The organism is Klebsiella sp. CN_Kp100 (assembly GCF_040065315.1).
Lineage (GTDB): Bacteria > Pseudomonadota > Gammaproteobacteria > Enterobacterales > Enterobacteriaceae > Klebsiella > Klebsiella oxytoca.
In genome coordinates this window covers 80871-106873 of sequence record NZ_JBEAIJ010000008.1, presented here as the reverse complement: position 1 = coordinate 106873, position 26003 = coordinate 80871, and the positions used below count along the sequence as shown (strand labels likewise).

The window sequence follows — 26003 nt, the reverse complement described above, 5'->3', positions numbered from 1 at the left end:
TTATGGTATATCACCAAAAACTATCAACTTCAACATTTATTTAAAACCAGGCCAAAAATTAAAACACCATGAGGATTCAGTACTCAAAATGCCTCTCTAACGCCAGCGCGTAGATCATCTCCCCAGTTGTCCCAATCCAGCTTTCCATATTTTTTTACCGTGCCATCCGTTTGGTCCGACACGTTCAAGATGTGGGGGATCAAAAACCACCACAGAAAACGATGAGGCTTCAAAAGGTAACCTGCGAAAATCGGCGATAATATCGGGGATTATAACCAACTGTCGGCCATCACAAAGGGCATGCCGCTCGGCATGGATATCGCTGAATATGCCGCGCTCGTCATGTTCAGGGAGGTACAACAACATGGCCCTTTGTGTTCAAAACCCCATGCTGATGGCGATAGTCACCATACAAAGACGCGGCGATCTCACCAAAATGAAGTTCTCTGATAAGCGGGGAAGATAATTGCAAATGGCGCTCTGTCAGCAAACCATTTCACCTGGCGCCCTGTTCGCACGGTTAGTAACATGAAAAAAATGGCCAGAACTGATGATGCTACCAATAGCCTATAGCTTTGAAAACGTCCGCTATACGTCAGAAGCGGATGTTGATGCTAAAGACCTGAGATAGAGGTACACCAGAAATGGCAGCCTCCTGATACTTACCCCTCTACAAAAAATCACCAATATCAGTTGGATGCTGATAACAAGGGCATTAGTTTTGGGTTTTATTTTTCATATCCGTATAAATTGATTCTACCTGATAAATACTCACCTAAATACACTTCACTGATTTTATTGAAGCCTTGCTTTATAACTTCGTTTTCTAACCAGTCACTATTCTTGTTAAGGATTTCGAGCAGATCATGGTTGGCCAAACCATCCACTATGATTGGATAACGTATATTTTCATCACCATTTTGTATAATGGTTAACTGACCATTTTGTTCAAGTATCACTCGTTTAAGCTGTTCTATTTCATAAATACCACTTGCTCTTAATTTGAACATCAAATCATTAGCTGAAACACCATTGCGTAAACATTCCTTAACATTGACACTTCCATTATGAACCAAAGTAATAGGCTTTCCATCAAGAATTCTTTTTACTAACCGATTATTTTCTTTTAAAAACTTAAGAACAAAAACCAGAAAAGTCCATATAATTAATACCAGAACAAATTGTAGTACTGTTATTGATTCATTGTAAATTACGCCACCAATAATCCCCCCCAGCACATAGTTCTGAACCTGATCCATTGCGGATGAAGGGGCCAGATTTCCCTTTCCCATGAGATTTATTTGAACAATTAAGCACAGTATTCCCAGTCCCAACTTTATTATGATAGGTGTATAAATTATCATTTCTATTCCTCAGTTTTTCACGATTTCAACATTTGGGGTTACTAACGAAACCTCTACCAGGCTGTATGTTTTTTGATCCAGACTTAAGTTGACACGATAATAAAAATCATTAATTTTAACGATAATGCCATCCGAAAGTTGTACTGAACTGGAGAATATAGAATTAACACTCACTTTTTTTTCTTGTGACAACAACCTAATAAAGTTGACCATTTGTGATGACCTGGAGTGTATATTTTGGCTATCGGTATAATCTGCATACTGAACACCAGAAATGAAGAGTAAAAATAAGAACGCAATGATCGTTAAGTCACGGTATTTAGTTTGTAAACGATGGCGCATATACAGGCTAAAAACAACGATCAGGATAAATAATGTACTAAATATAATAATGTATTTTAAATAATCATTGATATTAGACTGCATTTGTAGATAATCGATGCCATAAAATCTCATAAATTTATAATCCCTAAACCTTCAATACCCCATTTTCGTTATAGTAACGCATAGCCTCTTACAGCCATGATGTTACTTAACAACCTGTAATTATCAGCCATCAGCTGCAATTTGTCATTATCTTTTAAGCCGTAAGTGGAGCATTGATGGATTAAGTATCTGCATATGGGGGGTGTTGGCTCATGGAGCATTCTTATTTGGAATGAACAACTTAATCAAAGGTTCAAGCGCGCAGCCGAAGGATCTTCAAAATTGACTATCCATTTTGCAGTGATCTTCACAAATAAGTCTGGGACTCCCTGCTGAAAGCCTTGTGCCGGAAATGAACATTTTGAGGCTATTGATGTAAGTATCCCGCATAATCGTGCCATTCACATTTAGAGATCCTCCGCCATAATCAGTCGGCCAACAAGTTTGCCGACCTGTACCTTGAGAATCGGGCGCTGAGTTGAGACTGATAACTGGCATCCTTTCTTTGTTAAAGTGCAGACAATCGCTATCGATTTTGCCGCCACGCATCTCGCAGCATTAGCTTTTGCCGCCGTTTTGTCTGGTCCGGTAGGAGTGCTGGGATGTGGCTTAATTATGGCTGGAATTGGTGCTATCGTTAACGATACCATCGTAGAAGAAGCTAACAAAATTATCGCTATTTAACACCAATTTAGTTTTGTAACTAATACAAAGCTATTATTATTTTATCATGGCTTCCTTCGATTGCAGAACTCTGCAAGCGATGCCAAAGGAATCGCGGATAAGAAATCAAATATATAATACAAAGTCAATTTATAGGTTTCAGTGGCATCAAATGGGCCATGCCTCATGATATTTTGGGGAAAAGTTTTGGCGGGATTTTGGAGAAGAAAAAAATAGACACAAAACCGGGCTCTGCTGAACTGCGCCCGGTCTTCTTCTACTCGACAAAACGCTCGACTAACTCAGCCCGCGGTTTTCCAGCATCGGCTCAATCTGCGGATCGTGTCCGCGCCACTGGCGATAAAGTTCTGCTAAATCAGTACTATTGCCGCGAGACAAAATCGCCTCGCGGAAGCGCTGGCCGTTTTCACGGCTTAAACCACCCTGCTCAACGAACCACTGGTAGCCGTCATCCGCCAGCATCTGCGTCCACAGATAGGCGTAATAACCCGCGGCGTAGCCGCCGCCGAAAATATGCGAGAAGTAGCTGCTGCGATAGCGTGGCGGCACGGCGGGAAGATCCATTTTCTCCGCATGCAGGGCTGCGGCTTCAAAAGTATCAACGTCATCGGGTAGCTTATCCACGGCTACGCTGTGCCAGTGCATATCCAGCAGCGCCGCCGCGAGCAGCTCACTCATATCGTAGCCTTTATTAAACTTCGCCGCGCGGAACATGCTGTCGCGAAGCGCTGCCGGCATGGCCTCGCCGGTTTGGTAATGCCGCGCATAGTGGGCAAAGACCTGCGGCTCGCTGGCCCAATGTTCATAAATCTGCGAAGGAAACTCAACAAAATCGCGTGGCGTATTGGTTCCCGACAGGCTGGCGTACTTCTGGCTGGCAAACAGCCCGTGCAGCGTATGGCCAAACTCGTGAAATAAAGTGGTAACTTCATCCCAGGAAAGCAACGCGCTGTGCCCGGCTTTCGGTTTCTGATAGTTACAGACGTTGTAGATAACCGGATGCTGCGCACGCAGGGTGGATTGTTCGACAAATACGCCCATCCACGCCCCGCCGCTTTTGCTATCCCGCGAGAAATAGTCGCCATAAAAAAGTGCGATACCCTCGCCGCTAGCGTCGATGATTTCCCAGACCCGCACGTCAGGGTGATAAACCGGGATATCGAATCGTTCCACAAAGCGAATGCCAAACAGCTGTGTCGCTGCCCAGAATACGCCATCACGCAGAACGCGCTCGAGAGCAAAATAGGGCTTTAGCTGTGCTTCATCGATAGCAAATTTCGCCCGGCGCACCTGTTCTGCGTAATAGAGCCAGTCCCACGCTGCCGCGCGGAAATCGCCGCCTTCCTGATCGATAACCTGCTGAATATCCGCCAGCTCCTGTTCGGCTCGCGCCCGCGCCGCCGGAGCGATTCGCCGCATAAAGGCAAACGCCTCTGCCGGGGCGCCCGCCATCTGATCGGCCATCGACCAGCTGGCAAAGTCATCTGCGCCCAGCAGTTGCGCTTTGCGCGCGCGGATTGCCGTCAACCGCAGCACCAGCTCGCGTGTGTCATTCGCATCGCCCTTCTGATTTCGCGTCCAGCCAGCTGCAAAAAGATTTTCTCGCGTTTGCCGATCCTGCAACGAAAGCAGCGCAGGCTGCTGGGTGGTATTGAGCAGAGAAAGCAGCCAGCGTCCACTTAACCCTTTCTCCTGCGCGGCTTCTGCCGCTGCGCTTATCTCATCATCGCTGAGACCTGTGAGCTGATGAACATAATCCACCGCCAGGCCCCCCGATTTTACCGCCGCCAGCAGGCGCTGTTGGAACTGGCTTTGCAGCGCCGCCGCTTCGGTATTCAGCGCGCGTAGCGCCGCTTTTTGCTCTTCCGCAAGCGTGGCTCCCGCAAGGGTAAAGCGTTGCCAGGTTACCTCCAGGAGACGTCTGGACTCGGCGTCAAGGGAGAGCGATTCTCGCCGCTCCCACACCAGCTTCACCCGCTGAAAAAGAGCATCGTTGAGCCAGATATCGTTAGCCAGTTCAGCCAGCTCGGCGGAAAACTGCTCATCGAGGGCCTGAATGGTCGGGTTAGTCTCCGCGCCTGCCATCGCAAAAAAGACGTTGGTTACCCGCGCCAGCAGCTGACCGCTCTGCTCCAGGGCCTCCAGGGTATTGGCAAAATCAGCCGGCTGCGGGTTATTAACGATAGCGGCAATTTCTTCACGCTGGCGACGAACGCCTTCGTCAAAGGCGGGTCGGTAATGGCTGACGTCAACCAGATCGAAACGCGGCGCCTGATAAGGCAGCAGGCTAACGCTGAAAAAAGGATTGTTCTCCGACATCTTCATCTCCTGAAAACGATTATCCTGTAAGATTAGGCAACTCATTGATTGACCGCAATCAATACTCTGTGTATCGCCGCGATCGACAACGTCTGACTGATGATTTCCATTACCCGTCGCCGGGATCGCGTGCTATGGTATGAAGACACAAAAAGCGTTGAGGAACAGTAAGATGATTATCCTGGTTACCGGAGCAACCGCGGGTTTTGGTGAAAGCATTACTCGCCGTTTTATCGCTAACGGTCACAAAGTGATTGCCACCGGGCGTCGCGAAGAACGCCTGAAAACTCTTAAGGATGAGCTGGGCGAGAATCTTTATACCGCCCAGCTGGACGTACGCAATCGCGCAGCCATCGAAGAGATGATTGCCGGGCTGCCGGCTGACTGGCAGGCGATTGATGTTCTCGTCAATAATGCCGGGCTTGCGCTGGGTCTTGAACCCGCGCATAAAGCCAGCATTGAAGACTGGGAAGACATGATTGACACCAATAACAAAGGGCTGGTTTATATGACCCGCGCCGTTCTGCCGGGAATGGTTGAACGTAATCGCGGCCATATCATTAACATCGGCTCAGTCGCCGGCGCGTGGCCATATGCAGGCGGTAACGTCTACGGCGCGACCAAGGCGTTTGTGCGCCAGTTCAGCCTGAACCTGCGTACAGACCTGCACGGTACGGCCCTGCGCGTGACCGATATTGAACCGGGCCTGGTTGGCGGAACCGAATTCTCTAACGTGCGCTTTAAAGGTGACGACGCGAAGGCGGGTAAAGCCTACGAGAATACCGAAGCCCTGACGCCGGAAGACGTCACCGAAGCGGTCTGGTGGGTCGCGAACCTGCCAAAACACGTCAACATCAATACCCTGGAAATGATGCCGGTCAGCCAAAGTTTTGCCGGACTGAACGTTCACCGTCAGGGCTAAGCTCCGTGACCCGGCCTGCAGGCCGGGTCTGGGCTGGACGGTAAAAATCCCGTAAAATAGCGCAACTACCTTATAAAAAGTAACCATCAATGGCCGCAGAAGCTCAACTGAATCCGACACAGCCCGTAAATCAGCAAATTTATCGTATCCTTCGTCGGGATATCGTCCATTGTCTGATTCCGCCCGGGACCCCGCTTTCGGAGAAAGAAGTCTCCGTGCGCTTTGACGTTTCTCGCCAGCCGGTGCGCGAAGCCTTTATAAAACTGGCTGAAAATGGCCTGATCCAGATCCGTCCGCAGCGCGGCAGCTACGTAAATAAGATCTCTCTCTCGCAGGTACGCAACGGTTGTTTTGTCCGCCAGGCTATCGAATGCGCCGTGGTGCGACGCGCTGCCGGAATGGTGAATGATGAGCAGCTCTACCAGCTTGAGCAAAATCTTAATCAGCAGCGCACGGCGGTTGAGCGCCAGCAGTTAACCGATTTTTTCCAGCTGGATGATGAGTTTCATCAGAAGCTTTCGCAAATTGCCGACTGCCAGCTCGCCTGGGATACCGTTGAAAACATTAAAGCCACCATTGACCGGGTGCGCTACATGAGCCTCGATCACGTCACTCCTCCCGATATGATGCTGCGCCAGCATTATGATATTTTCCAGCCGCTGGTGGCCCGCAACCCGGATGCGGTTGAAAAGGCGATGAGCCTGCATCTGCAAGAAATTAGCGAATCCGTGCTGCTGGTACGTCAGGAAAATAGCGACTGGTTTAGCGAAGAGTAAAATGCGTAGCGGCAGAACGTTTCTCTGCCGCCAGAAACAAAATGATCGGTATTATCTGACAACCAAAACCGGTATTTTGGCGTGGCGTAAAATCGACTCGGCGTTAGAGCCCAACAGATGGGTTGATATTCCCGGTTTACGGGAACCAATAACGATAACATCAAATTCTTCATTACTGCTCACCGCCAGGATTTCATCACGTACGTTGCCAAACACCACCCTGGAGTGAATTCGCCCGGCGGGAATCGAGAACAGACGGGATATCGTCTTCATTTTTTTCTCCGACTCCTCGCGCATATAGGCTTCAAACTTACGTATATCAGCCGCAAAGCCGCGCAATATTGAGCTACTGCTGTTCGGCAGAACGTTGAGCAGCGTTATTTCACCTTCATCCGCTGAGGCCAAAAACTCGGCATGACGCACCGCCTTATCACTTAAATCCATTTCAAAAACGTCTACTGGCAACAAAATTTTTTTGTACATAGACCGTTCTCCTTTTTTCTGAGGAAACTTAGTAAGTTAACTCATCATGCCATAGTTACTTCAGCAGGTGAATGATAAATCACCCAAATAAATACTTTAGAGATTAAAATAAACGCCAATTATTTATACTTAACTGTTGTTAGATAAAGTTATGTATATTCAACGATCTGGATCAAGATTTATTATTTAAACAGCCCTCCCTGAACATAAAAATAGTGTTCAGAAATGGTATGTAACAGTAATGCCGCCATCATCGGCGGCACCATGTTTAGTTCTCCTGAGCCCAGGCGGCAACGGTCGCTTTGGCTCCGTGTTTTTTCAGCGACAGATAAGCGCGCGTAACCTCATTAACAAACCGGGGCTCCTGGCTCAGGTCCTGGCCGAAAATAGCCTCAATGCCCATCAGCGCTTTAACCCGCTCTTCTCCGTCCGCGCTATTTTGGACAGTCTGCTGGATGATCGGCAATAGCGGATCGGAAATTTCAATTTCCTGCCCACGGTCGTCCACCCCGCTGACGTAGCGCATCCAGCCGGCAACGCCCATCGCCAGCAGCGTAAAGTCGCTGCCATGAGCCAGGTGCCAGCGAATCGAATCCAGCATCCGCTGCGGTAGCTTCTGACTGCCGTCCATGGCTATCTGCCAGGTACGGTGCTGCAGCGCCGGGTTGCTATAGCGATCGTTCAACAGGCCGGCATAGCGTGCCAGATCAACGCCCTGTACGCTTAGCGTCGGCGCCTGCTCAGTCATCATCAGCGCATGCGCGGCGCGGCGATAGTTGTCGTCCAGCATGCAGTCATTAATATGCTGGTAGCCGGCCAGATAGCCCAGCCAGGCAAGGAAAGAGTGGCTGCCGTTTAGCATACGCAGCTTCATCTCTTCAAACGGCAGCACGTCAGAGACCAGTTCGGCGCCGGCTTTCTCCCATTCTGGACGACCGGCGACAAAGTTATCTTCGATGACCCACTGGCGAAACGGCTCACAGGCGACGCCCGCCGGGTCACGAACGCCGGTAAGCTGCTCAATTTTCTCTAATGTATCGGCCGTTACCGCCGGAACGATGCGGTCCACCATAGTGGAGGGAAAAGTGACATTACGCGCAATCCACTCGGCTAACTCAGCATCGACAGCGTTAGCATAGGCGCAGACGACATTACGCATTACGTGACCGTTTTCCGGCATATTATCGCAGGACATGACGCTGAACGGCGGCAGTCCTGCTGCTTTGCGCCGCGCCAGCGCTTCAACCACCACGCCCGGCGCGGATTTCGGTTGATGAGGATGTTGTAAATCGGCAGCAATTAACGGATGGTCCAGCTGCAGCTGGCCGCTGGCCGGAGAGTGGCAGTAGCCCTTTTCAGTAATGGTCAGTGACACAATCGCGACCTCGGGCTCGCACATTTTCGCCAGTACGCTTTCCAGGCCATCCACCTGGGCATGTATCGCCTGCTTAACCACGCCAACAACGCGAGCGGTCCAGGCATCGGCCGACATTTCCGCGACGGTAAAAAGTAAATCCTGCTGCTGCAGGTCGGCAATCTGCTGTTCGCCGCCGATCAGGTTTACCTCAATATAACCCCAGTCGCTGTCGTGCTCCGTCGCCAGAATATCTGTATATACGGCCTGATGCGCGCGATGAAATGCACCAAAGCCCAGATGGACAATGCGCGGAACGAGACGGTTACGATCGTAGGATGGCAGCGTGGCATGCGCTGTTAAAAGCATATTTTCCATAGTGGCTCTCATATTTATGATTTCTGGATCCCCACATGAAGTGAGAATGGGCTGTTGATATAAACCCTCTCATGCAACCGGTATGATATCCTTGACCTTTATCAACTACCATACAAGACAGAGTGGGTTATTTACCGTGCTATTTCAGGCACTAAAAGCGTGAAAAATGCCGGGCTAAAGGCCCGGCAGATTGTTATTTTTGGCTATCATCATTCGGTGCGGAGTTTATGCTGCTTAAATATATTGCCCGTTGCCCACCGCTTTATTCTGCGGTGCGCAATCCGCTGCATCATTCAGCAAGCTCAGATCGCGATCGCGAACTTCAGGCATCAGGATGGCAGAAATTAAGCCGATGATTGAGTAGCACACCAGCATAACAACAATGGGCATCCATGAACCGGTCATATTACAGAAGATACCGGCCAGAACAGGACCAAAGCCAACCGCGACTAAACCACCCGCCTCTTTAGAGATTGCCATGCGGGTAAAGCGGTTACGTGAGCCGAATATTTCAGCCATCGTAATATTTTCCAGCGCAAACAGGCCTAATACAGCGACGTTATGAATGACGATTAATGACGCCATAATGGTGCTCGCGCTGTAGCTTTTATCAACAATAATCGACAGCATCGGCCAGGCCAGAATAATGGCTGAAATATTGATGATAATATAAGGGATGCGGCGCCCTACTTTATCTGACAGCCAGCCCAGGAATGGAATGGTGATAAAACCAATCACGGAGCTGATCATTAGCGCATCGGTGGGGATACCTTTATCAAACATTAAGGTTTGAACCAGATAGCCCGCCAGGAACGTTTGCAACAGCCCTGAATTTCCGGCCTGCCCAAAGCGCAGCCCCGTGGCCAGCCAGAAAGACTTACTTTTCAGCATTGCGCTGAAGGAGCCTTCCTGAGCGGCCACTCCATTTTGCAGACTGCCTTCTTCACTCACCTTTTCAAATACCGGGCTTTCTTTCAGATTGAGGCGCAGCCAGATGGCAAAGATCATCACCACTACGCTGGCGAGGAACGGCACACGCCATCCCCACGCGACGAGCTGTTCGCGATCCAGCACGAAGAACATCACCGCCCAGATAGCCGTAGCGCTTAAGGTACCGCAGTTGGTTCCCATCGCTACCAGCGAAGAGATAATTCCGCGCTTACCTTTCGGCGCATATTCCGCCAGCATGGTGCCCGCACCGGATATTTCAGCGCCCGCGCCCAGTCCCTGAATAATGCGTAATGTGACCAGCAATACCGGCGCTAAAATCCCCACCTGCGCATAGGTTGGCAGCACGCCAATGAGCGTAGTGCAAATACCCATCATCGTGATGGTAATAAACAGGACTTTCTTACGCCCAATACGGTCGCCCATTTTACCGAAAATAAAGGCGCCGACGATGCGCGCAATATAGCCTGCGCCGTAGGTGCCCATCGCCAGAATAAGCGCCATAGCGGCAGATTGCTCCGGGAAAAATATCTCGTGGAAAACCAGCGCTGCGCCCAGGGAATAGAGCTGGAAATCCATAAACTCCAGCGCAGTACCTAACCAACCAGATACGGCTGCACGAATGAGATCGGAAGTGGTTCTCTCATTTTTAACGGTAGTCATAATGATTATCTCTAATTGTAGGGTACAAAGTCCGCACCTGTTATTATTGCCCGAAGGTTAATAAAACCTTACAGCAACGTTTTCTGTCATTTTCAAAAAGCTCAAGAGCGTCAACAACGTGTTGATACGCAAATTCGTGGGTAATCAACTCCTGCGGATCAATTAACCCTTGTTCTAACCAATCAATGACCACGGGGAATTTATTGGCGTTAAGCCGCGATGAGAAAATCGACAGTTCTTTCCCCGTAATTCCTTGCTGCGCCACCTGCGAAGGCTCAGTCGAGAAGCCCATCAAGACAATTCTCGCCGCCGGCGAGGCCAGGGTAACCGCCTCTTGTAAAATAGAGGGATGGCAGGCCGCATCAATGATCAGCGTCGGAAGGATCCCCTGCGCCTTCAGCGTGTCAGCCAGAGGCTCATTGCTGTTGTTAATTACCCAATCCGCTCCGTTACGCTCGGCCATCTGCAGGCGTTCATCAATGCGGTCGACAACGATAACCTGCTTAACGCGGTACACCCGCTTCAGCACCTGTATGGTCGTCAGGCCCATAGGACCCGCCCCGTATACCAGCGCAATATCCTGGTCGGTCGGCGAAACGTGCCCGGTAACGTTGGCCGCAATAGTGAAAGGCTCAATCATCACCGCATCCTTGTCGGAAACGTTGTCAGGCACCCGCCAGGCATTTTTCGCCGGCACCACCGCGTATTCGCTAAACCCCCCGTCCCGATGCACGCCAAGCACCACTAACGAAGTGCAGACGTTCGGCTTGCCCACGGAACAAGGGTAGCAATGACCGCAGCTAATGACCGGATCAACGCTCACGCGCTGGCCGATGGCTTTATCGGTAACGCCCTCGCCAATGGCGTCGATAACGCCAAAAAATTCATGGCCTATCACCCGCGGGTATTTGGCAAACGGATTATGACCACGGTAAATATGGCTATCGGAACCGCATATTCCCGCCAGTTTCACCTTAACCCGTACTTCTCCTGCGGCAGGTTGCGGGAGCGGACGCTCTTCAATCACCAGTTCATTCGGCTGACGAATTACGATACTTTTCATTTGTTATTTCCTTCGTTACCAGTTCCACAACGTGCCGTCTTCCAGACGTGCGACAGGCAGATAAGCCGGTTCATAGGGGTATTTCGCGGCCAGTTTTTCATCAAATTCGATACCGAGTCCCGGTTTTTCCCCCGGGTGCATATAGCCGTTATCAAATGTCCAGCTATGCGGGAAAACTTCCAGCATCTGCTCGGAGTAGCCCATATATTCCTGTACGCCGAAATTCGGTACCCACAGGTCGAAATGCAGCGCGGCGGCCATGCAGACCGGAGAGAGATCGGACGGCCCGTGCGAGCCGGTGCGCACCTGATAAAGCGAGGCGAAATCGGCAATCCGGCGCATTCCTGTAATCCCGCCAGCGTGAGTGATGGTGGTACGGATATAGTCAATCAGCTGCTCTTCAATCAGCTGTTTACAGTCCCAGATGCTGTTGAACACTTCTCCAACGGCAATCGGCGTGACGGTATGCTGACGAATTAAACGGAAGCACTCCTGGTTTTCTGCCGGGGTCGGGTCTTCCATCCAGAACAGGCGGTACTCTTCAATGCTTTTGCCAAAACGCGCCGCTTCGATCGGCGTCAGGCGGTGGTGCATGTCGTGCAGCAGATGCTCGTCAAAACCGAACTTTTCGCGCACGGCGGCAAACAGGCGTGGAGTGAAATCGAGATACTTTTCGGTGGACCATAGCTGTTCTTCCGGCCACTGGCCTTTCGTTGCCGGTTCGTAGGCCTGGCCTTTACCTTTCGCCATACCGTAAGTGGTTTTCATTCCCGGCACGCCGCACTGCACGCGAATCGCTTTAAACCCCATCTCTTTATGGCGCGCGTAGTCGTCCAGCACTTCGTCAATAGAGTGGCCGGTGGTATGGCAATAAACCATGACCCCTTCCCGCGAAGCCCCGCCCAGCAGCTGATACAGCGGCATACCCGCAGCCTTCGCTTTGATATCCCACAGCGCCATATCGATAGCGGAAATCGCCGACATCGTGACCGGGCCGCGACGCCAGTAGGCGCCCTTGTAGAAAAACTGCCAGATATCTTCTATGCGGTGCGCATCGCGGCCAATCAGCTGCGGGCAGAGGTGATCCCGCAGATACGATGCAACGGACAGCTCGCGGCCGTTTAGCGTCGCGTCACCTAAACCGACGATACCATCATCAGTGGTGATCTTAAGGGTGACGAAGTTGCGTCCCGGGCAGGTGACGAAAACTTCAGCGGCAACGATCTTCATTTCTTCTTCCTTACTTCTATGCGGTTAGTGAACAAAATTAAAACATCAGACCTACTACCATACAAGTATAACGATCGAAAAAGACGCGACAGATCACATTATCTCAGCGCGGTCAGGGAGGGTATAAACGGAGAAGGAATGGGCTAATGCACAAGACAAAGAGGCCGGGATAGCGGTATTTACCCCGGCTTTTTTAACAGAAAAGAAGGGCTAAGCGCGTCCCCAGCCGGCCACAATAATCAGCATGCCGCACAGCGCAACCAGCGCCCCGGCCCAATCATAATGGCTCAGTTTGACGCCATCGACGAAACGCAACCACAGCAGAGCGGTGCAAACATATACCCCGCCATAAGCGGCGTACACCCGCCCACTTGCCTCCGGGTGCAGCGTCAACAGCCAGACAAAAAGCGCCAACGCCAGGCCGGTCGGAATCAGTAGCCAGGGCGTCGCCCCACGTTTTAACCATAGCCACGGTAAATAGCAGCCAATGATTTCACACAGCGCGGTGGCAAAGAAAAGCAGCGTGGTTTTTACCATTTAAAACGTCGTAAGTTGAGCAAGCGTTAACTCATTCTACGCAATAATGGCCGTCGTTAACTCTATTTTGTCGGGTATGCCGTCGAAAGGAGATGTAGTAAACTCACACCACGGGGATCACTTAAAGGAAATCGTGATGAACACAACACTGAACAAACGCTGGTGTCTGACCGCCCTGCTGGCGCTGAGCGCGATGGTCTTTACCGCATCGTCGTTCGCCAAAACGGACAAGCTGGTCATTGAGTCCGGCGACAGCGCCCAGAGCCGCCAGCAGGCCGCGATGGAAAAAGAGCAGTGGAACGACACCCGCTCTTTACGCCAGAAGGTCAACAAGCGCGCCGAAAAAGAGTGGGACAAAGCCGACGTGGCTTTTGATGCCCAGGACAACTGCCAGAAGAGCGCGAACGTCAACGCGTACTGGGAACCTAACACCCTGCGCTGCCTTGACCGCCGCACTGGCCGCACTATTACTCCGTAATGTATGGCGCCTGCGGGCGCCATAATCAGTAAAACTTCGCTATAACACACAGGTATTCCCATGACTGACGCTTATCACGTCAAACTCCGCCCGCTTGAGCGCGAAGACCTCCGCTTTGTCCACCAGCTCGACAACAACGCCAGCGTTATGCGCTACTGGTTTGAAGAGCCCTATGAAGCCTTTGTTGAACTTTCCGACCTGTACGACAAGCACATTCACGATCAGAGCGAACGCCGCTTTGTTATTGAATGCGACGGCGAAAAGGCCGGACTGGTTGAGCTGGTTGAAATCAACCACGTGCACCGTCGCGCTGAGTTTCAGATCATCATCTCCCCTGATTATCAGGGCAAAGGACTGGCCACCCGCGCCGCTAAGCTCGCCATGGATTACGGCTTTATGGTGCTCAACTTATATAAGCTCTACCTTATCGTCGATAAAGAAAATGAAAAAGCGATCCACATCTACCGCAAGCTCGGATTTATGGTGGAGGGTGAACTGATCCACGAATTCTTTATTAACGGTGAATACCGCAATACCATCCGTATGTGCCTGTTCCAACACCAGTATCTGGCCGAGCATAAACCACAGGGCCAGACGCTGCTGAAACCGACGGCTCAGTAATAGTCAATGGTGCTTTTGATGGTGTAGTGGCGGATCAGCGCAGGCTGTACGCTGTCGTCGACAACCTTAAGCTCACAGCTTACCGGGTTGTCGTGGTCGTCGTAATCGCAGGTCTGACTTACGTTGCCCAGCGTGCGGTCATTAAAGATGCTCACTGCGGTGTAGTCCATCTTTTTGCGCGGATCGGACGACGGCGTTGAGCTTACCGTAAAACGCTCGCCTTTAGCGGTGGTCGTTTTACCCAGCGGATAGCCTTCGCTATCATAGCGGTAGGTCGCGGTGCTCTCCTTGCCGCGAGCGGTGACAACAAATCCGTTATCATCGGTTTCCCACGACACGCCCGCCGAAGGCATTTCCGCCAGCTGGCATTTTCCTTGCAAACGCAGGCTTTTTTCCTGGCTTTGCGCATCCAGATAGTAGTTCGCGTCCAGCACCAGCGCCGCGCCGGTTTTGTTCTCCAGGTCTTCAAATGCCAGCAGGTCAAAGCACCCTTCGCTGGATAAACGCCCTTTAACCCACTTCACCACTTCATCATGTTCGTCATACAGCGTCTGGCTAAACTCTTTAACCGGCCCACGCAGCGGATCGAACTCAAATTCGTTAGAAAAACTCGCCATTTCGGGAGTGAAGGCCTGAGGTGCTCCCTTTTCATCGCAGGCGCTAAGCGCTCCGACAGCCAGTAACAGCAAAAACCGTTTTTTCACGCGCGATTCCTTTTGTGCATAGTACAATCATATTAGCAAATACAATTGTTTACACCACTTCTGCTATGCTTAATTCTGGATAACGTCAATAAGGAGTTTATGATGAAACTATCCCCCTGGCTCTGTGCGGCCCTGCTTCTGGGTTCGACAGCTGCTTTCGCGGCGCCGGATTCCTGCGAGCGGGTAAAAAGCGATATTCAGCAGAAAATCATCAACAACGGCGTCCCGGAATCGGGCTTTAGCCTGGCGATCGTCCCGAACGACCAGCCCGATCGGCCCGGCGAGCAGGTGGTCGGCCACTGCGCCAACGATACCTTTAAAATCATCTACACCCGCGACAGCGGCGCGCAGTAACCTCACCGCATGACTGGAGAAGTCTTATCCCTTGGTTGACCGGGGATAAGATCTCTCTACTCCGTTTTAAGTAAGATCCCTCACTCTCCACGCCGACATTAAGCAGGCGTTGGCATTACGCCATTATAACAAAATCATGGAGTGAGCAATGTCTAACCAGGAACATACCGACGGCCTTACCCGCCGAACGCTAATCAAATCAACCGCCCTTGGTTCGCTGGCCCTCGCCGCCGGCGGTTTATCGCTGCCTTTCAGCCTGCGCAATGCCGCCGCCGCGGTGCATGACGCTACGCGCGGTGAAGAACGGATTGTCTGGGGGGCCTGCTCGGTCAACTGCGGCAGCCGCTGCGCGCTGCGTTCACACGTGCGTGACGATGAAGTCGTCTGGGTCGAAACCGACAATACCGGCGCGGATATTTATGGCGATCACCAGGTGCGTGCCTGCCTGCGCGGCCGTTCCATTCGCCGGCGCATTAATCATCCCGATCGCCTTAATTATCCCATGAAGCGCGTCGGTAAACGCGGCGAAGGCAAGTTTGTCCGCATTAGCTGGGAAGAGGCGCTGGATACGATTGCCGGCAATCTCAAACGCATCGTCAAAGATTATGGCAACGAAGCCGTTTATATTAACTACTCTTCGGGGATTGTCGGCGGCAACATGACGCGTTCGTCACCCACCGCCTCACCGGTAATGCGCCTGATGAACTGCTACGGCGGCTCATTGAATCAGTACGGAACCTACAGTACAGCGCAAATTGCCTGCGCCATGCCCTACACCTACGGCAGCAATGATGGCAACAGCACCTCCGATATTGAAAACAGCAAGCTGGTGGTGATGTTCGGTAATAACCCGGCAGAAACCCGCATGAGCGGTGGCGGCATCACTTATTATTTAGAACAGGCGCGCGAGCGCTCTAACGCGCGAATGATCGTTATCGACCCGCGCTATACCGATACCGCCGCCGGGCGGGAAGATGAGTGGATCCCGATTCGCCCCGGCACCGACGCCGCGCTGGTGGCCGGCATCGCCTGGGTGCTGATTAATGAAAATCTGGTCGATCAGCCATTCCTCGATAAATACTGCGTCGGTTACGATGAGAAAACGCTGCCGGCAGATGCCCCGGCGAACGGGCATTACAAAGCGTATATTCTCGGCGAGGGTGACGACGGCACGGCGAAAACCCCACAATGGGCATCGCGGATCACCGGCATTCCCGTCGACCGCATCATCAAGCTGGCCCGGGAAATCGGCAGCACGAAACCGGCTTATATTTGCCAGGGATGGGGACCGCAGCGCCAAGCTAACGGTGAACTGTCGGCCCGAGCGATCGCCATGCTGCCGATACTGACCGGCAACGTCGGCATTAACGGCGGCAACAGCGGCGCCCGCGAATCCACCTATACCATTACTATTGAACGCCTGCCGGTGCTGACCAATCCGGTTAAAACCGCCATCTCCTGCTTTAGCTGGACCGACGCCATCGCTCGCGGCCCGGAAATGACCGCCACCCGCGACGGCGTACGCGGCAAAGAGAAGCTGGATGTGCCAATTAAATTCCTCTGGAACTATGCCGGCAACACCATCATCAACCAGCACTCGGATATCAATAAAACCCACGAGATCCTGCAGGATGAAAGCAAATGCGAGATGATCGTGGTTATCGAAAACTTTATGACTTCATCGGCCAAATATGCCGATATTCTGCTGCCGGACCTGATGACCGTCGAGCAGGAAGATATTATTCCCAACGATTACGCCGGCAATATGGGTTATCTCATTTTCATTCAGCCGGTCACCTCCGCCAAATTTGAGCGCAAACCTATCTACTGGATCCTTAGCGAAGTGGCAAAACGGCTTGGCGAGGATGTCCACCAGAAGTTTACCGAAGGCCGTACCCAGGAGCAGTGGCTGCAGCATTTATACGCGAAAATGCTGGCGAAAGACCCGGCGCTCCCGAGCTATGACGAACTGAAAAAGATGGGGATTTATAAACGTAAAGACCCCAACGGCCACTTTGTCGCCTATCGCGACTTCCGTAAAGACCCGGCCGCCAATCCGTTAAAAACCCCGTCGGGTAAAATCGAGATTTACTCCAGCCGTCTGGCGGAGATCGCCGCAAACTGGCAGCTCGAAAAGGACGAAACCATTAGCCCGCTGCCGGTCTACGCCTCAACCTTTGAAGGCTGGGATGATCCTTTACGCGAGAAGTTCCCGCTGCAAATGTTCGGCTTCCACTACAAGGCGCGCACCCACTCAAGCTACGGCAATGTGGATATACTTCAGGCAGCCTGCCGTCAGGAGGTGTGGCTAAATCCTCTGGACGCCGAAAAACGCGGGATCAAGAACGGCGATATGGTGCGCGTATTCAACGCCCGCGGCGAACTGCGGATCCCGGCCAAGGTGACCCCGCGCATCATGCCCGGCGTGTCGGCGATGGGCCAGGGGGCCTGGCATGATGCCAATATGAACGGCGATCGTATCGATCGCGGCTCGTGTATCAATACGCTGACGACGCACCGCCCTTCGCCGCTGGCTAAGGGCAACCCGCAGCACACCAATCTGGTCGAAATCGAGAAGGTTTAAGGAGTAAACCATGAGCGCTCAGTATGGATTTTTTATCGACTCCGCCCGCTGCACGGGCTGTAAGACCTGCGAGCTGGCCTGTAAGGATTATAAAAACTTAACGCCTGATGTCAGCTTTCGCCGCATCTACGAATACGCGGGCGGCGACTGGCAGGAAGATAACGGCGTGTGGCAGCAAAACGTCTTCGCCTATTACCTGTCAATCGCCTGCAACCACTGCGCAGATCCGGCCTGCACGAAAGTATGCCCCAGCGGCGCCATGCACAAGCGCGATGACGGTTTCGTGGTAGTGAACGAAGAGGTATGCATCGGCTGTCGCTACTGCCATATGGCCTGCCCTTACGGTGCGCCGCAGTACAACGCGGCAAAAGGCCATATGACCAAATGCGACGGCTGCTACGACCGGGTCGCCGAAGGTAAAAAACCGATATGCGTCGAGTCCTGCCCGCTGCGGGCTCTCGACTTTGGCCCCATCGAAGAACTCCGCGAAAAACACGGTCAGCTGGCCGCCGTCGCTCCGCTGCCGTCTGCGCACTTTACCAGGCCGAGTATCGTGATCAAACCGAACGCCAATGCGCGTCCGTGCGGCGATACCACCGGCTATCTGGCCAACCCGAAGGAGGTATAAAATGGGAAACGGATGGCATGAATGGCCGCTGGTGCTGTTTACGGTGCTGGGGCAAAGCGTCGCAGGGGCGATTATCGTCAGCGGGCTGGGCTGGCTTTCGCTGAATAACAACTCCGAAGCCCGGCAGCGCCTGGTGCGGGGCATGTTTTTTATCTGGCTGATAATGGGGATTGGTTTTCTCGCGTCAATCATCCACCTCGGCTCGCCGCTGCGGGCATTTAACTCCTTTAACCGGGTAGGATCATCGGCGTTAAGCAATGAAATTGCCAGCGGCGCGCTATTTTTCGCCGTCGGGGGTTTCTGGTGGCTGGTGACGATTCTCGGGAAAATGCCGCGGGTTCTGGCGAAAGCCTGGCTCCTGCTGACTATGCTGCTCGGCTGCCTGTTCGTCCTTGAGATGACCATGGTGTACCAGATTGATACCGTGCCGACCTGGTATAATGCCTACACCACCGCCGCATTTTTCCTGACAATGGTGCTGTGCGGGCCGCTTTTCGCCGCCCTGCTGCTGCGCGTAGCCAACGTGCCGTTTAACGGCAGAGTTTTCGCTTCGATGAGCGTGCTCGCGCTGCTGGCAAGCCTGGCGGTCGTCATATTGCAGAACAGCGAGCTGGCGGAGATCCACAGCTCCGTACAGCAGGCCAGCGCACTGCTGCCTTATTATGGCTGGCTGCAAATCCTGCGGTTAGTTCTTTTGGCGCTGGGTCTCGGCTGCTGGATCTGCCCGCTGGCAAGACGCCAGAATCCGCGCATCGCCAGCTTGTTGCTCGGACTGGCACTGGTGATGCTCGGCGAGTTTATCGGCCGCGGCCTGTTTTATGGTCTCCATATGACCGTGGGTACGGCGATTGCCGGTTAATAAACGGGTGCTGCGGCACCCTCTGCTGTAAGGAATGGTATGATGCAATCGCAAGACCGCGACGCTGTCGCACTCAGCGCCCGCACGCTGGGCGCTCTGTTCTCTTTTGCGCCGGACAGCGAGCAGGCTGCTCCGCTGGTTGCGGCCCTGCGCGACGGCAGCTGGCGAAGTCAGTGGCCCTACGCGGTGACGGACGGCCTGGCGGCGCTGTTCGCTCGCGAGGACGATGAACCGCTACCGGAAGCCTGGCAGCGGCTGTTTATCGGTCCGTGGGCGCTGCCTGCGCCGCCGTGGGGCTCCGTCTGGCTGGATAAAGAAAGCGTGTTGTTTGGCGACTCAACGCTGGCGCTTCGTGAATGGATGCGGGCAACCGGCATCGCGCTGTCCGAACAACGTTCGGAGCCGGAAGACCACTTTGGCACCCTGCTACTGCTGGCAGCCTGGCTGTGCGAATCTGCTCAGGATGAGGCCTTTAACCAGCTTCTGGCCTGGCATCTCCTCCCGTGGTCCGGCCGCTTTCTGAGCGTATTTGTGGCCGAGGCGAATCAGCCTTTTTATCAGGCTCTTGGCCAGCTGGCGCAGGAGACGCTGGCGAAATGGCAGGCGCGGCTGCCCTGTGCGGTGGCCGAGAAACCGCTCTACCGTTAACTCCCTCAGGTGATGCCCGCCAGCCGGGCATCACCTGCAAGTGACAATGTCACCTTTCCTCTTCATTCGCACTTATCGCTTTTGCTTATATCTTTATATCCAGAGAAAATAAGCCATCTGTTTCGCTAATCGTATTCGCTAATGCATAGTCTTCACGCTTATCCTGATGTCCAGGTTATGTTTCGCCGTCTGGTCATTGCCATGCTGGTCGGCGTCTTCGCCGCCCTCGCGGTTGCCCTGTTCCGCCATGCAATGGCGGGACTGGAAAGCCTGTTTCTGAGCAATGACAGCGGAAGTCTGGTGAACGCCGCTGAATCTATGCCCGGATGGCGTCGGCTGTTAACGCCAATGCTGGGCGGCCTTGCCGCAGGCGCCCTGCTATGGTTCTGGCAGCGCCGCAGTGTTGAACGTCCGCACGCGCCAACCGACTACATGGAAGCTCTCGAGACCGGCGACGGCGGGTTTGATACCCCGGCCAGCCTGGTAAAATCGCTGGCCTCTCTGCTGGTGGTCACCACCGGCAGCGCTATTGGCCGGGAAGGGGCGATGATCCTGCTGGCCGCGCTGGCCGCCTCGCTGTTCGCCCGCCGGTTTACGCCAAAAGATGAGTGGAAGCTGTGGGTCGCCTGCGGCGCCGCCGCCGGGATGGCCAGCGCATACCATGCGCCGCTTGCCGGCAGCCTGTTTATCGCCGAGATCTTATTCGGCACTCTGATGCTGGCGTCGCTTGGTCCGGTCGTCATTGCTGCGGTAACCGCCCTGCTGCTCACCAATCTGCTGAACGGAAGTTCGGCGCCGCTCTACCACGTTGAGTTTCACGCCACCCTGCGCGCGACCCACTATGGGTTAATGCTGGCAACGGGTTTGCTGGCCGGGCTTTGCGGGCCGCTGTTTATCTGGCTGATGAGCTATAGCCATCACTGCTTTGTCCGGCTGCGTCTGTCGCCCCCCTGGCAGCTGGCGCTGGGCGGGCTTATTGTCGGCCTGCTCTCGCTTCTCGCGCCGGCCGTCTGGGGAAATGGCTACAGTGTCGTACAAAGCTATCTGCTTTCGCCGCCGCTCTTCAGCGCTATCATTCTTGTCTTTGTCTGCAAGCTGCTCGCCGTGCTGGCCAGCAGCGGTTCCGGCGCGCCGGGGGGGGTGTTTACGCCAACGCTGTTTGTTGGCCTGGGGATCGGCATGCTGTTCGCCAGCCTGACGGGACTGTGGCTACCTGATTACCAGGAGATCGCGATAATGATAGGCTTAACCGGCATGGCGGCGTTTCTGGCGGCGACAACCCATGCGCCGATTATGTCCACGCTGATGATTTGTGAAATGACCGGACAGTACGTTTTACTGCCCGGTTTATTGATTGCCAGCGTACTGGCATCGGTGCTGTCGCGGACGTTACGCCGGGATTCTATCTACCGCCATCATCTCGCCGAGCATCGATAAGTCGATATACTGGCTCAGTTCGCGCTGTTCCGCGCGCGGCAAGTAAGGCAATTCACCGATGAGCGGCGCTGGCAGTTTTTTGCTCAGCACATCGATAATTTCAGCATAATGCGCCAGGCCCGGATTAATACGATTGGCAACCCAGCCAATCAGCGGCAGGCCGTCGTTAGCGATAGCCTGTGCGGTCAGCAAGGCATGGTTGATGCAGCCTTCCTGAATCCCCACCACCATCAGCACCGGCAGCTGTTCCTGTACCACCCACTCCGACAGCGGACGCAGATCGTTCATCAGGCTGCGCCAGCCTCCGGTACCTTCGACCACCACATGCTCAACCTGCGCGCTCATGCGCTGCAGGCCGTCCGACAACAGACCGTAGTTGATTGGGCAACTATGCGCCACGCTGCTTTCATCTTCGCTTAACGCGATGGGATTGACAGCATCATACGGTAACACCAGCGATGACACGCTCTGTAAAACCAGCGCATCTTTGTTCCGCAGTCCGTCCGGCGTCTCTTTACTGCCCTTCGCCACAGGCTTGTACCCGGCTACGCTTTTGCCGCTGGCAGCGAGTGCCTGCAACAGCGCACGGGAAACGACTGTCTTGCCGACAGAAGTGTCAGTACCTGTTATGAAGAAACGCTTAAACATCACTAACCCCACAGTTATGTTGATGAAATATACGGGAGAGAAATAATCAACTGTGGAAAAAGTCTACGCGATGCCATCGAGGGCGGGCTTGAGATAGCGCAATTTTTGGTGTGAATATGAAAAAATGTTAACCCTGTAACAGTCGTATGAGCAACGATCCGTTATAGAGGGCATCCTTTACCAGAGCCGCACCAGCCATCGTTCCCCGGTTAGAAAACTGCGTGCTTTCAACGGCAATATGTCGGCTGTAGGCCGGTAACGATTGTTGTCGAATGCAATCAGATATTGCCGGAAATAAAATATCAGCGGCGAGGTTGAAAGGTGAACCGATAAGGATTTTCTGCGGGTTAAAGAGGTTAACCATAATCGCCAGAATCCGCCCAACGTGGTTCCCGACGCCGCTGATAATGTCGCGGGCAAGTAAATCCCCCTGCAGCGCGGCCTCACATAGCCACTCGACGCTGAGCGGCTGCTGATGCAGCATTGAGCTCATCGACTTGGCCATGCGGATCTGCGCCAGTTCCAGCACGCTCTCGACGCTGGCAATGGTTTCCAGACAGCCATGGTTGCCGCAATAGCAGCGTTTACCATACGGGTCGACCTGAGTGTGGCCGATTTCAACCAGACTGCTGCTGCCCGCGTGCAGCAGACGACCGTCGGTGATCACCCCCGCCCCCACGTTGTGGTCGATAACCACCTGAATCACATCGCGCGCCCCCCTGGAGGCGCCAAACAGCGATTCGGCCATGGTCCAGGCGCTGATGTCGTGCTGAATATAGACCGATACGCCGGTATGATTGGCTAAAATCTCGCCCAGCGGCATATCCTTAACGTCTTCATAAAATGGCATCCGGTGAATAATACCGTGCTCGGTGTCGATAATTCCCGGCATAGTGACGGCAATGGCGGTTAAACGCTCCAGCTTCTTTTGGTGACGAATAAAGAACTGGTCTACGTGATCGAGGAGCCGCGTCGCAAAGGGCTGGACGTGTTGTAATGCCAGCTCCAGCTGCTCTTCCACCACCAGCGCGCTGCTCAGATCGCGAAGCGCGAGGTGGATTTCGCCGCGGCTGATGCGGATTGAGAGGTAGTGCCAGGCTTCGGTTTCCACCATCAACCCTACGGCGGGCCTTCCACGGCTTCCAGGCTCCTGGATTTCCGTTTCCTGAACCAGATGCGCTTCCAGCATTTCGCGGACGATTTTAGTGATACTGGCAGGCGCGAGCTGCGCGAAGCGCGAGAGGTCGATGCGCGACACCGGGCCAAGCTGATCAATCAGGCGATAAACTGCGCCCGCGTTGGTCTGCTTTATTTGATCGATATGGCCTGGCTGACTGTCCGCTACCACCGTTGACTCCCTTTATTTTCGCGCTTCGAAATAAACTGAGGGCTATGGTGAAGCACTTCAACGGTACTCGTCAAATTTTTACTTAGCCTTGTGATTTACCGCACATTTTAGCCCTGATTTGTCTTAAATGCATCACCTGGCGCTGGCCAGCAGCGATTCACGAAAACGGCGCGCCGCCTGACCCTGCTCACGATGCTTAGACCATACCAGCCACATTTCCGAGACCGCATCCTGCTCTTCGATGGGCAACCAGCACATTTCCGACAGCTGAACCCGCCGGAATGAGGCCGGTAAAATCGACACGCCAAGCCCGGCGGCAACCAGGCCGATAATGGTCATGGCTTCCCCCACCTCCTGGGTGATGACCGGCGTCAGGTCGTAGCGGCGCATTAACCCCAGAATATCGTCATACAGTCCAGTACCGACATGAGGATCAAAAAAGACGAACGGCTCCCGCGCCAGCTCCCGCAGGCTAACGCCAGGCTGGCTCGCCAGCGGATGGTCCCGGGGCACCATCGCCAGCAGCGGTTCGCGCAGCACTCTTTCCCAGACCAGCGTTTCCGGCAGTTGGGTGTTACGCATCAGCCCCAGGTCCAGCGCCCCTTCGTTTAGCGGCACAATCTGCTCGCGAGTGTTGGTTTCCCGCGTCTGAATATGCACATCCGGATAGCGATGGCGGAAGGTCGACAACGTGTCCGATACCGCCTTGATAAAGGGAGCCGACGAAGTAAAGCCAATGCGTAGTTCGCCGGTCTCGCCGTGGTGAAGACGAGCGGCCCGCGCGGCGGCATCTTCCACCTGCGAGAGGATCTGCCGACTATCGGCGAGAAACTGCTTGCCGGCATCCGTCAGGCTAACGCTGCGGTTGGTACGAGCAAACAGACGTGCGCCAATTTGCTGCTCAAGGATTTGAATCTGCTGGCTAAGCGGCGGCTGAGATATGTTCAACCGCGCCGCCGCATGACCAAAATGGAGTTCTTCCGCCACGGCAATAAAGTAACGCAGATGACGCAGCTCAATATTCATATTTAAAACGTCTTATTTGAGATTATTAATATATTAGACAGAATATTTACATTTTCATACCCTTAATAAGTGCCCTGCAAGGTCATTTAACTCTGTATATCAGCAAGGATTTTTCCGTGAGCCGTACAACTACCGCTGACGCCGTCCCGGCAAGCGACGTCAGCGACACCATCGCTCCTCAGCCAAACCAGTTTATCAAACGCGGCACTCCGCAATTTATTCGCGTTACGCTTGCGCTCTTCTCTGCCGGACTGGCGACTTTCGCGCTGCTTTATTGTGTTCAGCCGATCCTGCCCGTGCTCTCCACTGAATTCGGCGTCTCACCAGCCAGCAGCAGTATCTCGTTGTCCATCTCCACCGCCATGCTGGCGGTCGGCCTGCTGTTTACCGGCCCGCTCTCTGACGCGATTGGCCGCAAACAGGTAATGGTGACGGCGCTGGTGCTGGCTTCCTGCTGCTCCCTGCTGTCGACAATGATGTCCAGCTGGCACGGGATCCTGATTATGCGCGCCCTGATTGGTCTGTCGCTGAGCGGCGTGGCGGCGGTCGGCATGACCTACCTGAGCGAAGAGATCCATCCCAGCGTGGTGGCGTTCTCGATGGGGCTGTATATCAGCGGTAACTCCATCGGCGGCATGAGCGGTCGTCTGCTGACCGGTGTATTCACCGATTTCTTCGGCTGGCGGATTGCGCTGGCGGTCATTAGCGGCTTCGCCCTTGCCGCAGCACTGATGTTCTGGCGCATCCTGCCGGAATCGCGCCACTTCCGTCCGACCTCGCTGCGACCAAAAACGCTGCTGATCAACTTTCGTCTGCACTGGCGCGATCGCGGGCTGCCCCTGCTGTTCCTCGAAGGTTTTTTGTTAATGGGGTCCTTCGTCACTCTGTTTAACTATATTGGCTATCGCCTGATGCTCTCGCCGTGGTCATTAAGCCAGGCGGTCGTAGGCCTGCTTTCGGTGGCCTATTTAACCGGAACATGGAGCTCGCCAAAAGCCGGTGCGATGACCGTGCGCTATGGCCGCGGCCCGGTGATGTTGTTTTCCACGGCGGTTATGCTCGGCGGGCTGTTGATGACGTTATTCTCATCGCTGTGGCTGATTTTCATCGGCATGCTGCTGTTCTCTGCGGGATTTTTCGCAGCCCACTCGGTCGCCAGCAGTTGGATCGGCCCACGAGCCCGCCGCGCGCGTGGCCAGGCCTCGTCGCTCTATTTATTCAGCTACTATCTGGGATCCAGCATGGCGGGGACATTAGGCGGCGTGTTCTGGCATAACTACGGCTGGAACGGCGTTGGCGGGTTTATTGCGCTGATGCTGCTGGCTGCGCTGCTTACCGGCGCCTGTTTGCACAAGCGCCTGAAGTAACGCGGGCTTGCGTGGCCTGAAGCGGGCCACGCAGTTCACCACATTCCCAGTACCGACGACATGCCCATCAGTTCTCTGACGGCGTCCATAGAAAGCAGTGCGATAAACAGCCAGGTAAACGGATTCATAATCCACCTCACATCAGCGGCCTGTC

25 protein-coding genes and 2 pseudogenes are annotated in these 26003 nt (G+C 53.7%); 12 read left to right on the top strand and 15 right to left on the bottom strand.

Annotated elements, in window-relative coordinates:
• Nucleotides 1–86: 86 nt before the first annotated feature.
• From ABLV12_RS08040 to ABLV12_RS08030, 3 genes and pseudogenes are all read right to left on the bottom strand, one after another.
• Nucleotides 87–366 (bottom strand): annotated as a pseudogene (locus tag ABLV12_RS08040) (SAM-dependent methyltransferase); the annotation flags it as partial.
• Nucleotides 367–728: 362 nt separating this feature from the next.
• Nucleotides 729–1364, bottom strand: a complete 636-nt coding sequence (locus ABLV12_RS08035; RefSeq protein ID WP_004102429.1) for a DUF421 domain-containing protein — start codon at nt 1362–1364, stop codon at nt 729–731.
• A 9-nt stretch (nt 1365–1373) separates the two neighbouring features.
• Complete coding sequence (locus ABLV12_RS08030; protein ID WP_064395804.1) at nt 1374–1820, bottom strand: DUF3290 domain-containing protein; 447 nt, start codon at nt 1818–1820, stop codon at nt 1374–1376.
• Between the two features lie 462 nt (nt 1821–2282).
• On the opposite strand from ABLV12_RS08030, the pseudogene ABLV12_RS08025 reads away from it, so the two are divergent.
• Nucleotides 2283–2474: pseudogene (locus ABLV12_RS08025) on the top strand (colicin-like pore-forming protein); the annotation flags it as partial.
• Between the two features lie 276 nt (nt 2475–2750).
• On the opposite strand, the gene dcp reads toward ABLV12_RS08025, so the two are convergent.
• Complete coding sequence (dcp, locus tag ABLV12_RS08020; RefSeq protein ID WP_348866970.1) at nt 2751–4793, bottom strand: peptidyl-dipeptidase Dcp; 2043 nt, start codon at nt 4791–4793, stop codon at nt 2751–2753.
• 172 nt (nt 4794–4965) lie between these two features.
• Here dcp and ydfG point away from each other — a divergent pair, with 172 nt between their 5' ends.
• Both ydfG and ABLV12_RS08010 read left to right on the top strand, forming a co-directional pair.
• Entirely contained in the window at nt 4966–5715 is a 750-nt protein-coding gene (ydfG, locus tag ABLV12_RS08015) for a bifunctional NADP-dependent 3-hydroxy acid dehydrogenase/3-hydroxypropionate dehydrogenase YdfG (protein WP_004102434.1), read from the top strand.
• An 89-nt stretch (nt 5716–5804) separates the two neighbouring features.
• On the top strand, nt 5805–6491 hold the full coding sequence (locus tag ABLV12_RS08010; protein ID WP_004102435.1) for a GntR family transcriptional regulator: 687 nt from the start codon (nt 5805–5807) through the stop codon (nt 6489–6491).
• A 51-nt stretch (nt 6492–6542) separates the two neighbouring features.
• Here the strand turns inward: ABLV12_RS08010 and ABLV12_RS08005 are convergent, their stop codons facing one another.
• From ABLV12_RS08005 to ABLV12_RS07980, 6 genes are all read right to left on the bottom strand, one after another.
• Complete coding sequence (locus ABLV12_RS08005) at nt 6543–6974, bottom strand: universal stress protein (RefSeq protein ID WP_004102436.1); 432 nt, start codon at nt 6972–6974, stop codon at nt 6543–6545.
• Between the two features lie 268 nt (nt 6975–7242).
• Nucleotides 7243–8706 (bottom strand): mannitol dehydrogenase family protein, encoded by a 1464-nt coding sequence (locus ABLV12_RS08000; RefSeq protein ID WP_348866969.1) that lies wholly within the window; start codon nt 8704–8706, stop codon nt 7243–7245.
• A gap of 234 nt (nt 8707–8940) precedes the next feature.
• Complete coding sequence (locus ABLV12_RS07995; protein ID WP_004102438.1) at nt 8941–10317, bottom strand: MFS transporter; 1377 nt, start codon at nt 10315–10317, stop codon at nt 8941–8943.
• Between the two features lie 43 nt (nt 10318–10360).
• Nucleotides 10361–11380, bottom strand: coding sequence for a Zn-dependent oxidoreductase (locus tag ABLV12_RS07990; RefSeq protein ID WP_004113338.1), 1020 nt, complete (start codon nt 11378–11380; stop codon nt 10361–10363).
• A gap of 15 nt (nt 11381–11395) precedes the next feature.
• Nucleotides 11396–12610 carry a starvation-sensing protein RspA gene (gene rspA, locus ABLV12_RS07985; protein ID WP_004113339.1) on the bottom strand — a complete coding sequence of 405 codons (1215 nt, stop codon included), beginning with the start codon at nt 12608–12610 and terminating at the stop codon, nt 11396–11398.
• Between the two features lie 210 nt (nt 12611–12820).
• Entirely contained in the window at nt 12821–13147 is a 327-nt protein-coding gene (locus ABLV12_RS07980) for a YnfA family protein (protein WP_004102445.1), read from the bottom strand.
• 136 nt (nt 13148–13283) lie between these two features.
• On the opposite strand from ABLV12_RS07980, the gene ABLV12_RS07975 reads away from it, so the two are divergent.
• On the top strand, nt 13284–13625 hold the full coding sequence (locus tag ABLV12_RS07975) for a DUF1283 family protein (protein ID WP_004102447.1): 342 nt from the start codon (nt 13284–13286) through the stop codon (nt 13623–13625).
• Between the two features lie 60 nt (nt 13626–13685).
• The gene (gene speG, locus ABLV12_RS07970; RefSeq protein ID WP_004102449.1) at nt 13686–14246 is read left to right on the top strand and encodes a spermidine N1-acetyltransferase; all 561 of its coding nucleotides are present in this window, start codon (nt 13686–13688) and stop codon (nt 14244–14246) included.
• Here the strand turns inward: speG and ABLV12_RS07965 are convergent.
• Complete coding sequence (locus tag ABLV12_RS07965) at nt 14240–14950, bottom strand: YnfC family lipoprotein (RefSeq protein ID WP_064395797.1); 711 nt, start codon at nt 14948–14950, stop codon at nt 14240–14242. The two genes, speG and ABLV12_RS07965, sit on opposite strands and share 7 nt — an antisense overlap.
• A gap of 102 nt (nt 14951–15052) precedes the next feature.
• Between ABLV12_RS07965 and ABLV12_RS07960 the strand changes: the two genes are divergently transcribed.
• The 6 genes from ABLV12_RS07960 to clcB all read left to right on the top strand — a co-directional run bounded on the left by ABLV12_RS07960 (nt 15053) and on the right by clcB (nt 21460).
• Entirely contained in the window at nt 15053–15304 is a 252-nt protein-coding gene (locus ABLV12_RS07960) for a DUF1161 domain-containing protein (protein ID WP_004102460.1), read from the top strand.
• A 148-nt stretch (nt 15305–15452) separates the two neighbouring features.
• A complete protein-coding gene (gene ynfE, locus ABLV12_RS07955; protein ID WP_348866968.1) occupies nt 15453–17888 on the top strand; it encodes a selenate/tellurate reductase subunit YnfE in 2436 nt (811 codons plus the stop codon).
• 10 nt (nt 17889–17898) lie between these two features.
• The gene (locus ABLV12_RS07950; protein ID WP_004102463.1) at nt 17899–18516 is read left to right on the top strand and encodes a DMSO/selenate family reductase complex B subunit; all 618 of its coding nucleotides are present in this window, start codon (nt 17899–17901) and stop codon (nt 18514–18516) included.
• Between the two features lies 1 nt (nt 18517).
• The gene (locus tag ABLV12_RS07945; protein WP_123829688.1) at nt 18518–19375 is read left to right on the top strand and encodes a DmsC/YnfH family molybdoenzyme membrane anchor subunit; all 858 of its coding nucleotides are present in this window, start codon (nt 18518–18520) and stop codon (nt 19373–19375) included.
• A 39-nt stretch (nt 19376–19414) separates the two neighbouring features.
• Entirely contained in the window at nt 19415–20023 is a 609-nt protein-coding gene (gene dmsD / locus ABLV12_RS07940) for a Tat proofreading chaperone DmsD (protein ID WP_017145782.1), read from the top strand.
• A 141-nt stretch (nt 20024–20164) separates the two neighbouring features.
• Complete coding sequence (clcB, locus tag ABLV12_RS07935; protein WP_348866967.1) at nt 20165–21460, top strand: voltage-gated ClC-type chloride channel ClcB; 1296 nt, start codon at nt 20165–20167, stop codon at nt 21458–21460.
• Here clcB and bioD read toward each other — a convergent pair.
• The 3 genes from bioD to ABLV12_RS07920 all read right to left on the bottom strand — a co-directional run bounded on the left by bioD (nt 21413) and on the right by ABLV12_RS07920 (nt 24482).
• The gene (gene bioD, locus ABLV12_RS07930; protein WP_004102470.1) at nt 21413–22108 is read right to left on the bottom strand and encodes a dethiobiotin synthase; all 696 of its coding nucleotides are present in this window, start codon (nt 22106–22108) and stop codon (nt 21413–21415) included. The two genes, clcB and bioD, sit on opposite strands and share 48 nt — an antisense overlap.
• Nucleotides 22109–22235: 127 nt before the next feature.
• Nucleotides 22236–23456 carry a sugar metabolism global transcriptional regulator Mlc gene (gene mlc / locus ABLV12_RS07925; RefSeq protein ID WP_004102473.1) on the bottom strand — a complete coding sequence of 407 codons (1221 nt, stop codon included), beginning with the start codon at nt 23454–23456 and terminating at the stop codon, nt 22236–22238.
• Nucleotides 23457–23588: 132 nt separating this feature from the next.
• Nucleotides 23589–24482, bottom strand: a complete 894-nt coding sequence (locus ABLV12_RS07920; protein ID WP_004102475.1) for a LysR family transcriptional regulator — start codon at nt 24480–24482, stop codon at nt 23589–23591.
• 116 nt (nt 24483–24598) lie between these two features.
• Here ABLV12_RS07920 and ABLV12_RS07915 point away from each other — a divergent pair, with 116 nt between their 5' ends.
• Nucleotides 24599–25849, top strand: coding sequence for an MFS transporter (locus tag ABLV12_RS07915; protein ID WP_004102477.1), 1251 nt, complete (start codon nt 24599–24601; stop codon nt 25847–25849).
• A 35-nt stretch (nt 25850–25884) separates the two neighbouring features.
• On the opposite strand, the gene ABLV12_RS07910 is transcribed toward ABLV12_RS07915, so the two are convergent.
• Nucleotides 25885–25977, bottom strand: a complete 93-nt coding sequence (locus ABLV12_RS07910; RefSeq protein WP_004102479.1) for a hypothetical protein — start codon at nt 25975–25977, stop codon at nt 25885–25887.
• Nucleotides 25978–26003 lie beyond the last annotated feature (26 nt).

What these genes read in the sequence shown, in the direction of transcription:
- ABLV12_RS08035 (WP_004102429.1), bottom strand. Translation starts at nt 1,364, where the DNA reads ATGATAATTTATACACCTATCATAATAAAGTTGGGACTGGGAATACTG.
- ABLV12_RS08030 (WP_064395804.1), bottom strand. Translation starts at nt 1,820, where the DNA reads ATGAGATTTTATGGCATCGATTATCTACAAATGCAGTCTAATATCAAT.
- dcp (WP_348866970.1), bottom strand. Translation starts at nt 4,793, where the DNA reads ATGTCGGAGAACAATCCTTTTTTCAGCGTTAGCCTGCTGCCTTATCAG.
- ydfG (WP_004102434.1), top strand. Translation starts at nt 4,966, where the DNA reads ATGATTATCCTGGTTACCGGAGCAACCGCGGGTTTTGGTGAAAGCATT.
- ABLV12_RS08010 (WP_004102435.1), top strand. Translation starts at nt 5,805, where the DNA reads ATGGCCGCAGAAGCTCAACTGAATCCGACACAGCCCGTAAATCAGCAA.
- ABLV12_RS08005 (WP_004102436.1), bottom strand. Translation starts at nt 6,974, where the DNA reads ATGTACAAAAAAATTTTGTTGCCAGTAGACGTTTTTGAAATGGATTTA.
- ABLV12_RS08000 (WP_348866969.1), bottom strand. Translation starts at nt 8,706, where the DNA reads ATGGAAAATATGCTTTTAACAGCGCATGCCACGCTGCCATCCTACGAT.
- ABLV12_RS07995 (WP_004102438.1), bottom strand. Translation starts at nt 10,317, where the DNA reads ATGACTACCGTTAAAAATGAGAGAACCACTTCCGATCTCATTCGTGCA.
- ABLV12_RS07990 (WP_004113338.1), bottom strand. Translation starts at nt 11,380, where the DNA reads ATGAAAAGTATCGTAATTCGTCAGCCGAATGAACTGGTGATTGAAGAG.
- rspA (WP_004113339.1), bottom strand. Translation starts at nt 12,610, where the DNA reads ATGAAGATCGTTGCCGCTGAAGTTTTCGTCACCTGCCCGGGACGCAAC.
- ABLV12_RS07980 (WP_004102445.1), bottom strand. Translation starts at nt 13,147, where the DNA reads ATGGTAAAAACCACGCTGCTTTTCTTTGCCACCGCGCTGTGTGAAATC.
- ABLV12_RS07975 (WP_004102447.1), top strand. Translation starts at nt 13,284, where the DNA reads ATGAACACAACACTGAACAAACGCTGGTGTCTGACCGCCCTGCTGGCG.
- speG (WP_004102449.1), top strand. Translation starts at nt 13,686, where the DNA reads ATGACTGACGCTTATCACGTCAAACTCCGCCCGCTTGAGCGCGAAGAC.
- ABLV12_RS07960 (WP_004102460.1), top strand. Translation starts at nt 15,053, where the DNA reads ATGAAACTATCCCCCTGGCTCTGTGCGGCCCTGCTTCTGGGTTCGACA.
- ynfE (WP_348866968.1), top strand. Translation starts at nt 15,453, where the DNA reads ATGTCTAACCAGGAACATACCGACGGCCTTACCCGCCGAACGCTAATC.
- ABLV12_RS07950 (WP_004102463.1), top strand. Translation starts at nt 17,899, where the DNA reads ATGAGCGCTCAGTATGGATTTTTTATCGACTCCGCCCGCTGCACGGGC.
- ABLV12_RS07945 (WP_123829688.1), top strand. Translation starts at nt 18,518, where the DNA reads ATGGGAAACGGATGGCATGAATGGCCGCTGGTGCTGTTTACGGTGCTG.
- dmsD (WP_017145782.1), top strand. Translation starts at nt 19,415, where the DNA reads ATGATGCAATCGCAAGACCGCGACGCTGTCGCACTCAGCGCCCGCACG.
- clcB (WP_348866967.1), top strand. Translation starts at nt 20,165, where the DNA reads ATGCATAGTCTTCACGCTTATCCTGATGTCCAGGTTATGTTTCGCCGT.
- bioD (WP_004102470.1), bottom strand. Translation starts at nt 22,108, where the DNA reads ATGTTTAAGCGTTTCTTCATAACAGGTACTGACACTTCTGTCGGCAAG.
- ABLV12_RS07920 (WP_004102475.1), bottom strand. Translation starts at nt 24,482, where the DNA reads ATGAATATTGAGCTGCGTCATCTGCGTTACTTTATTGCCGTGGCGGAA.
- ABLV12_RS07910 (WP_004102479.1), bottom strand. Translation starts at nt 25,977, where the DNA reads ATGAATCCGTTTACCTGGCTGTTTATCGCACTGCTTTCTATGGACGCC.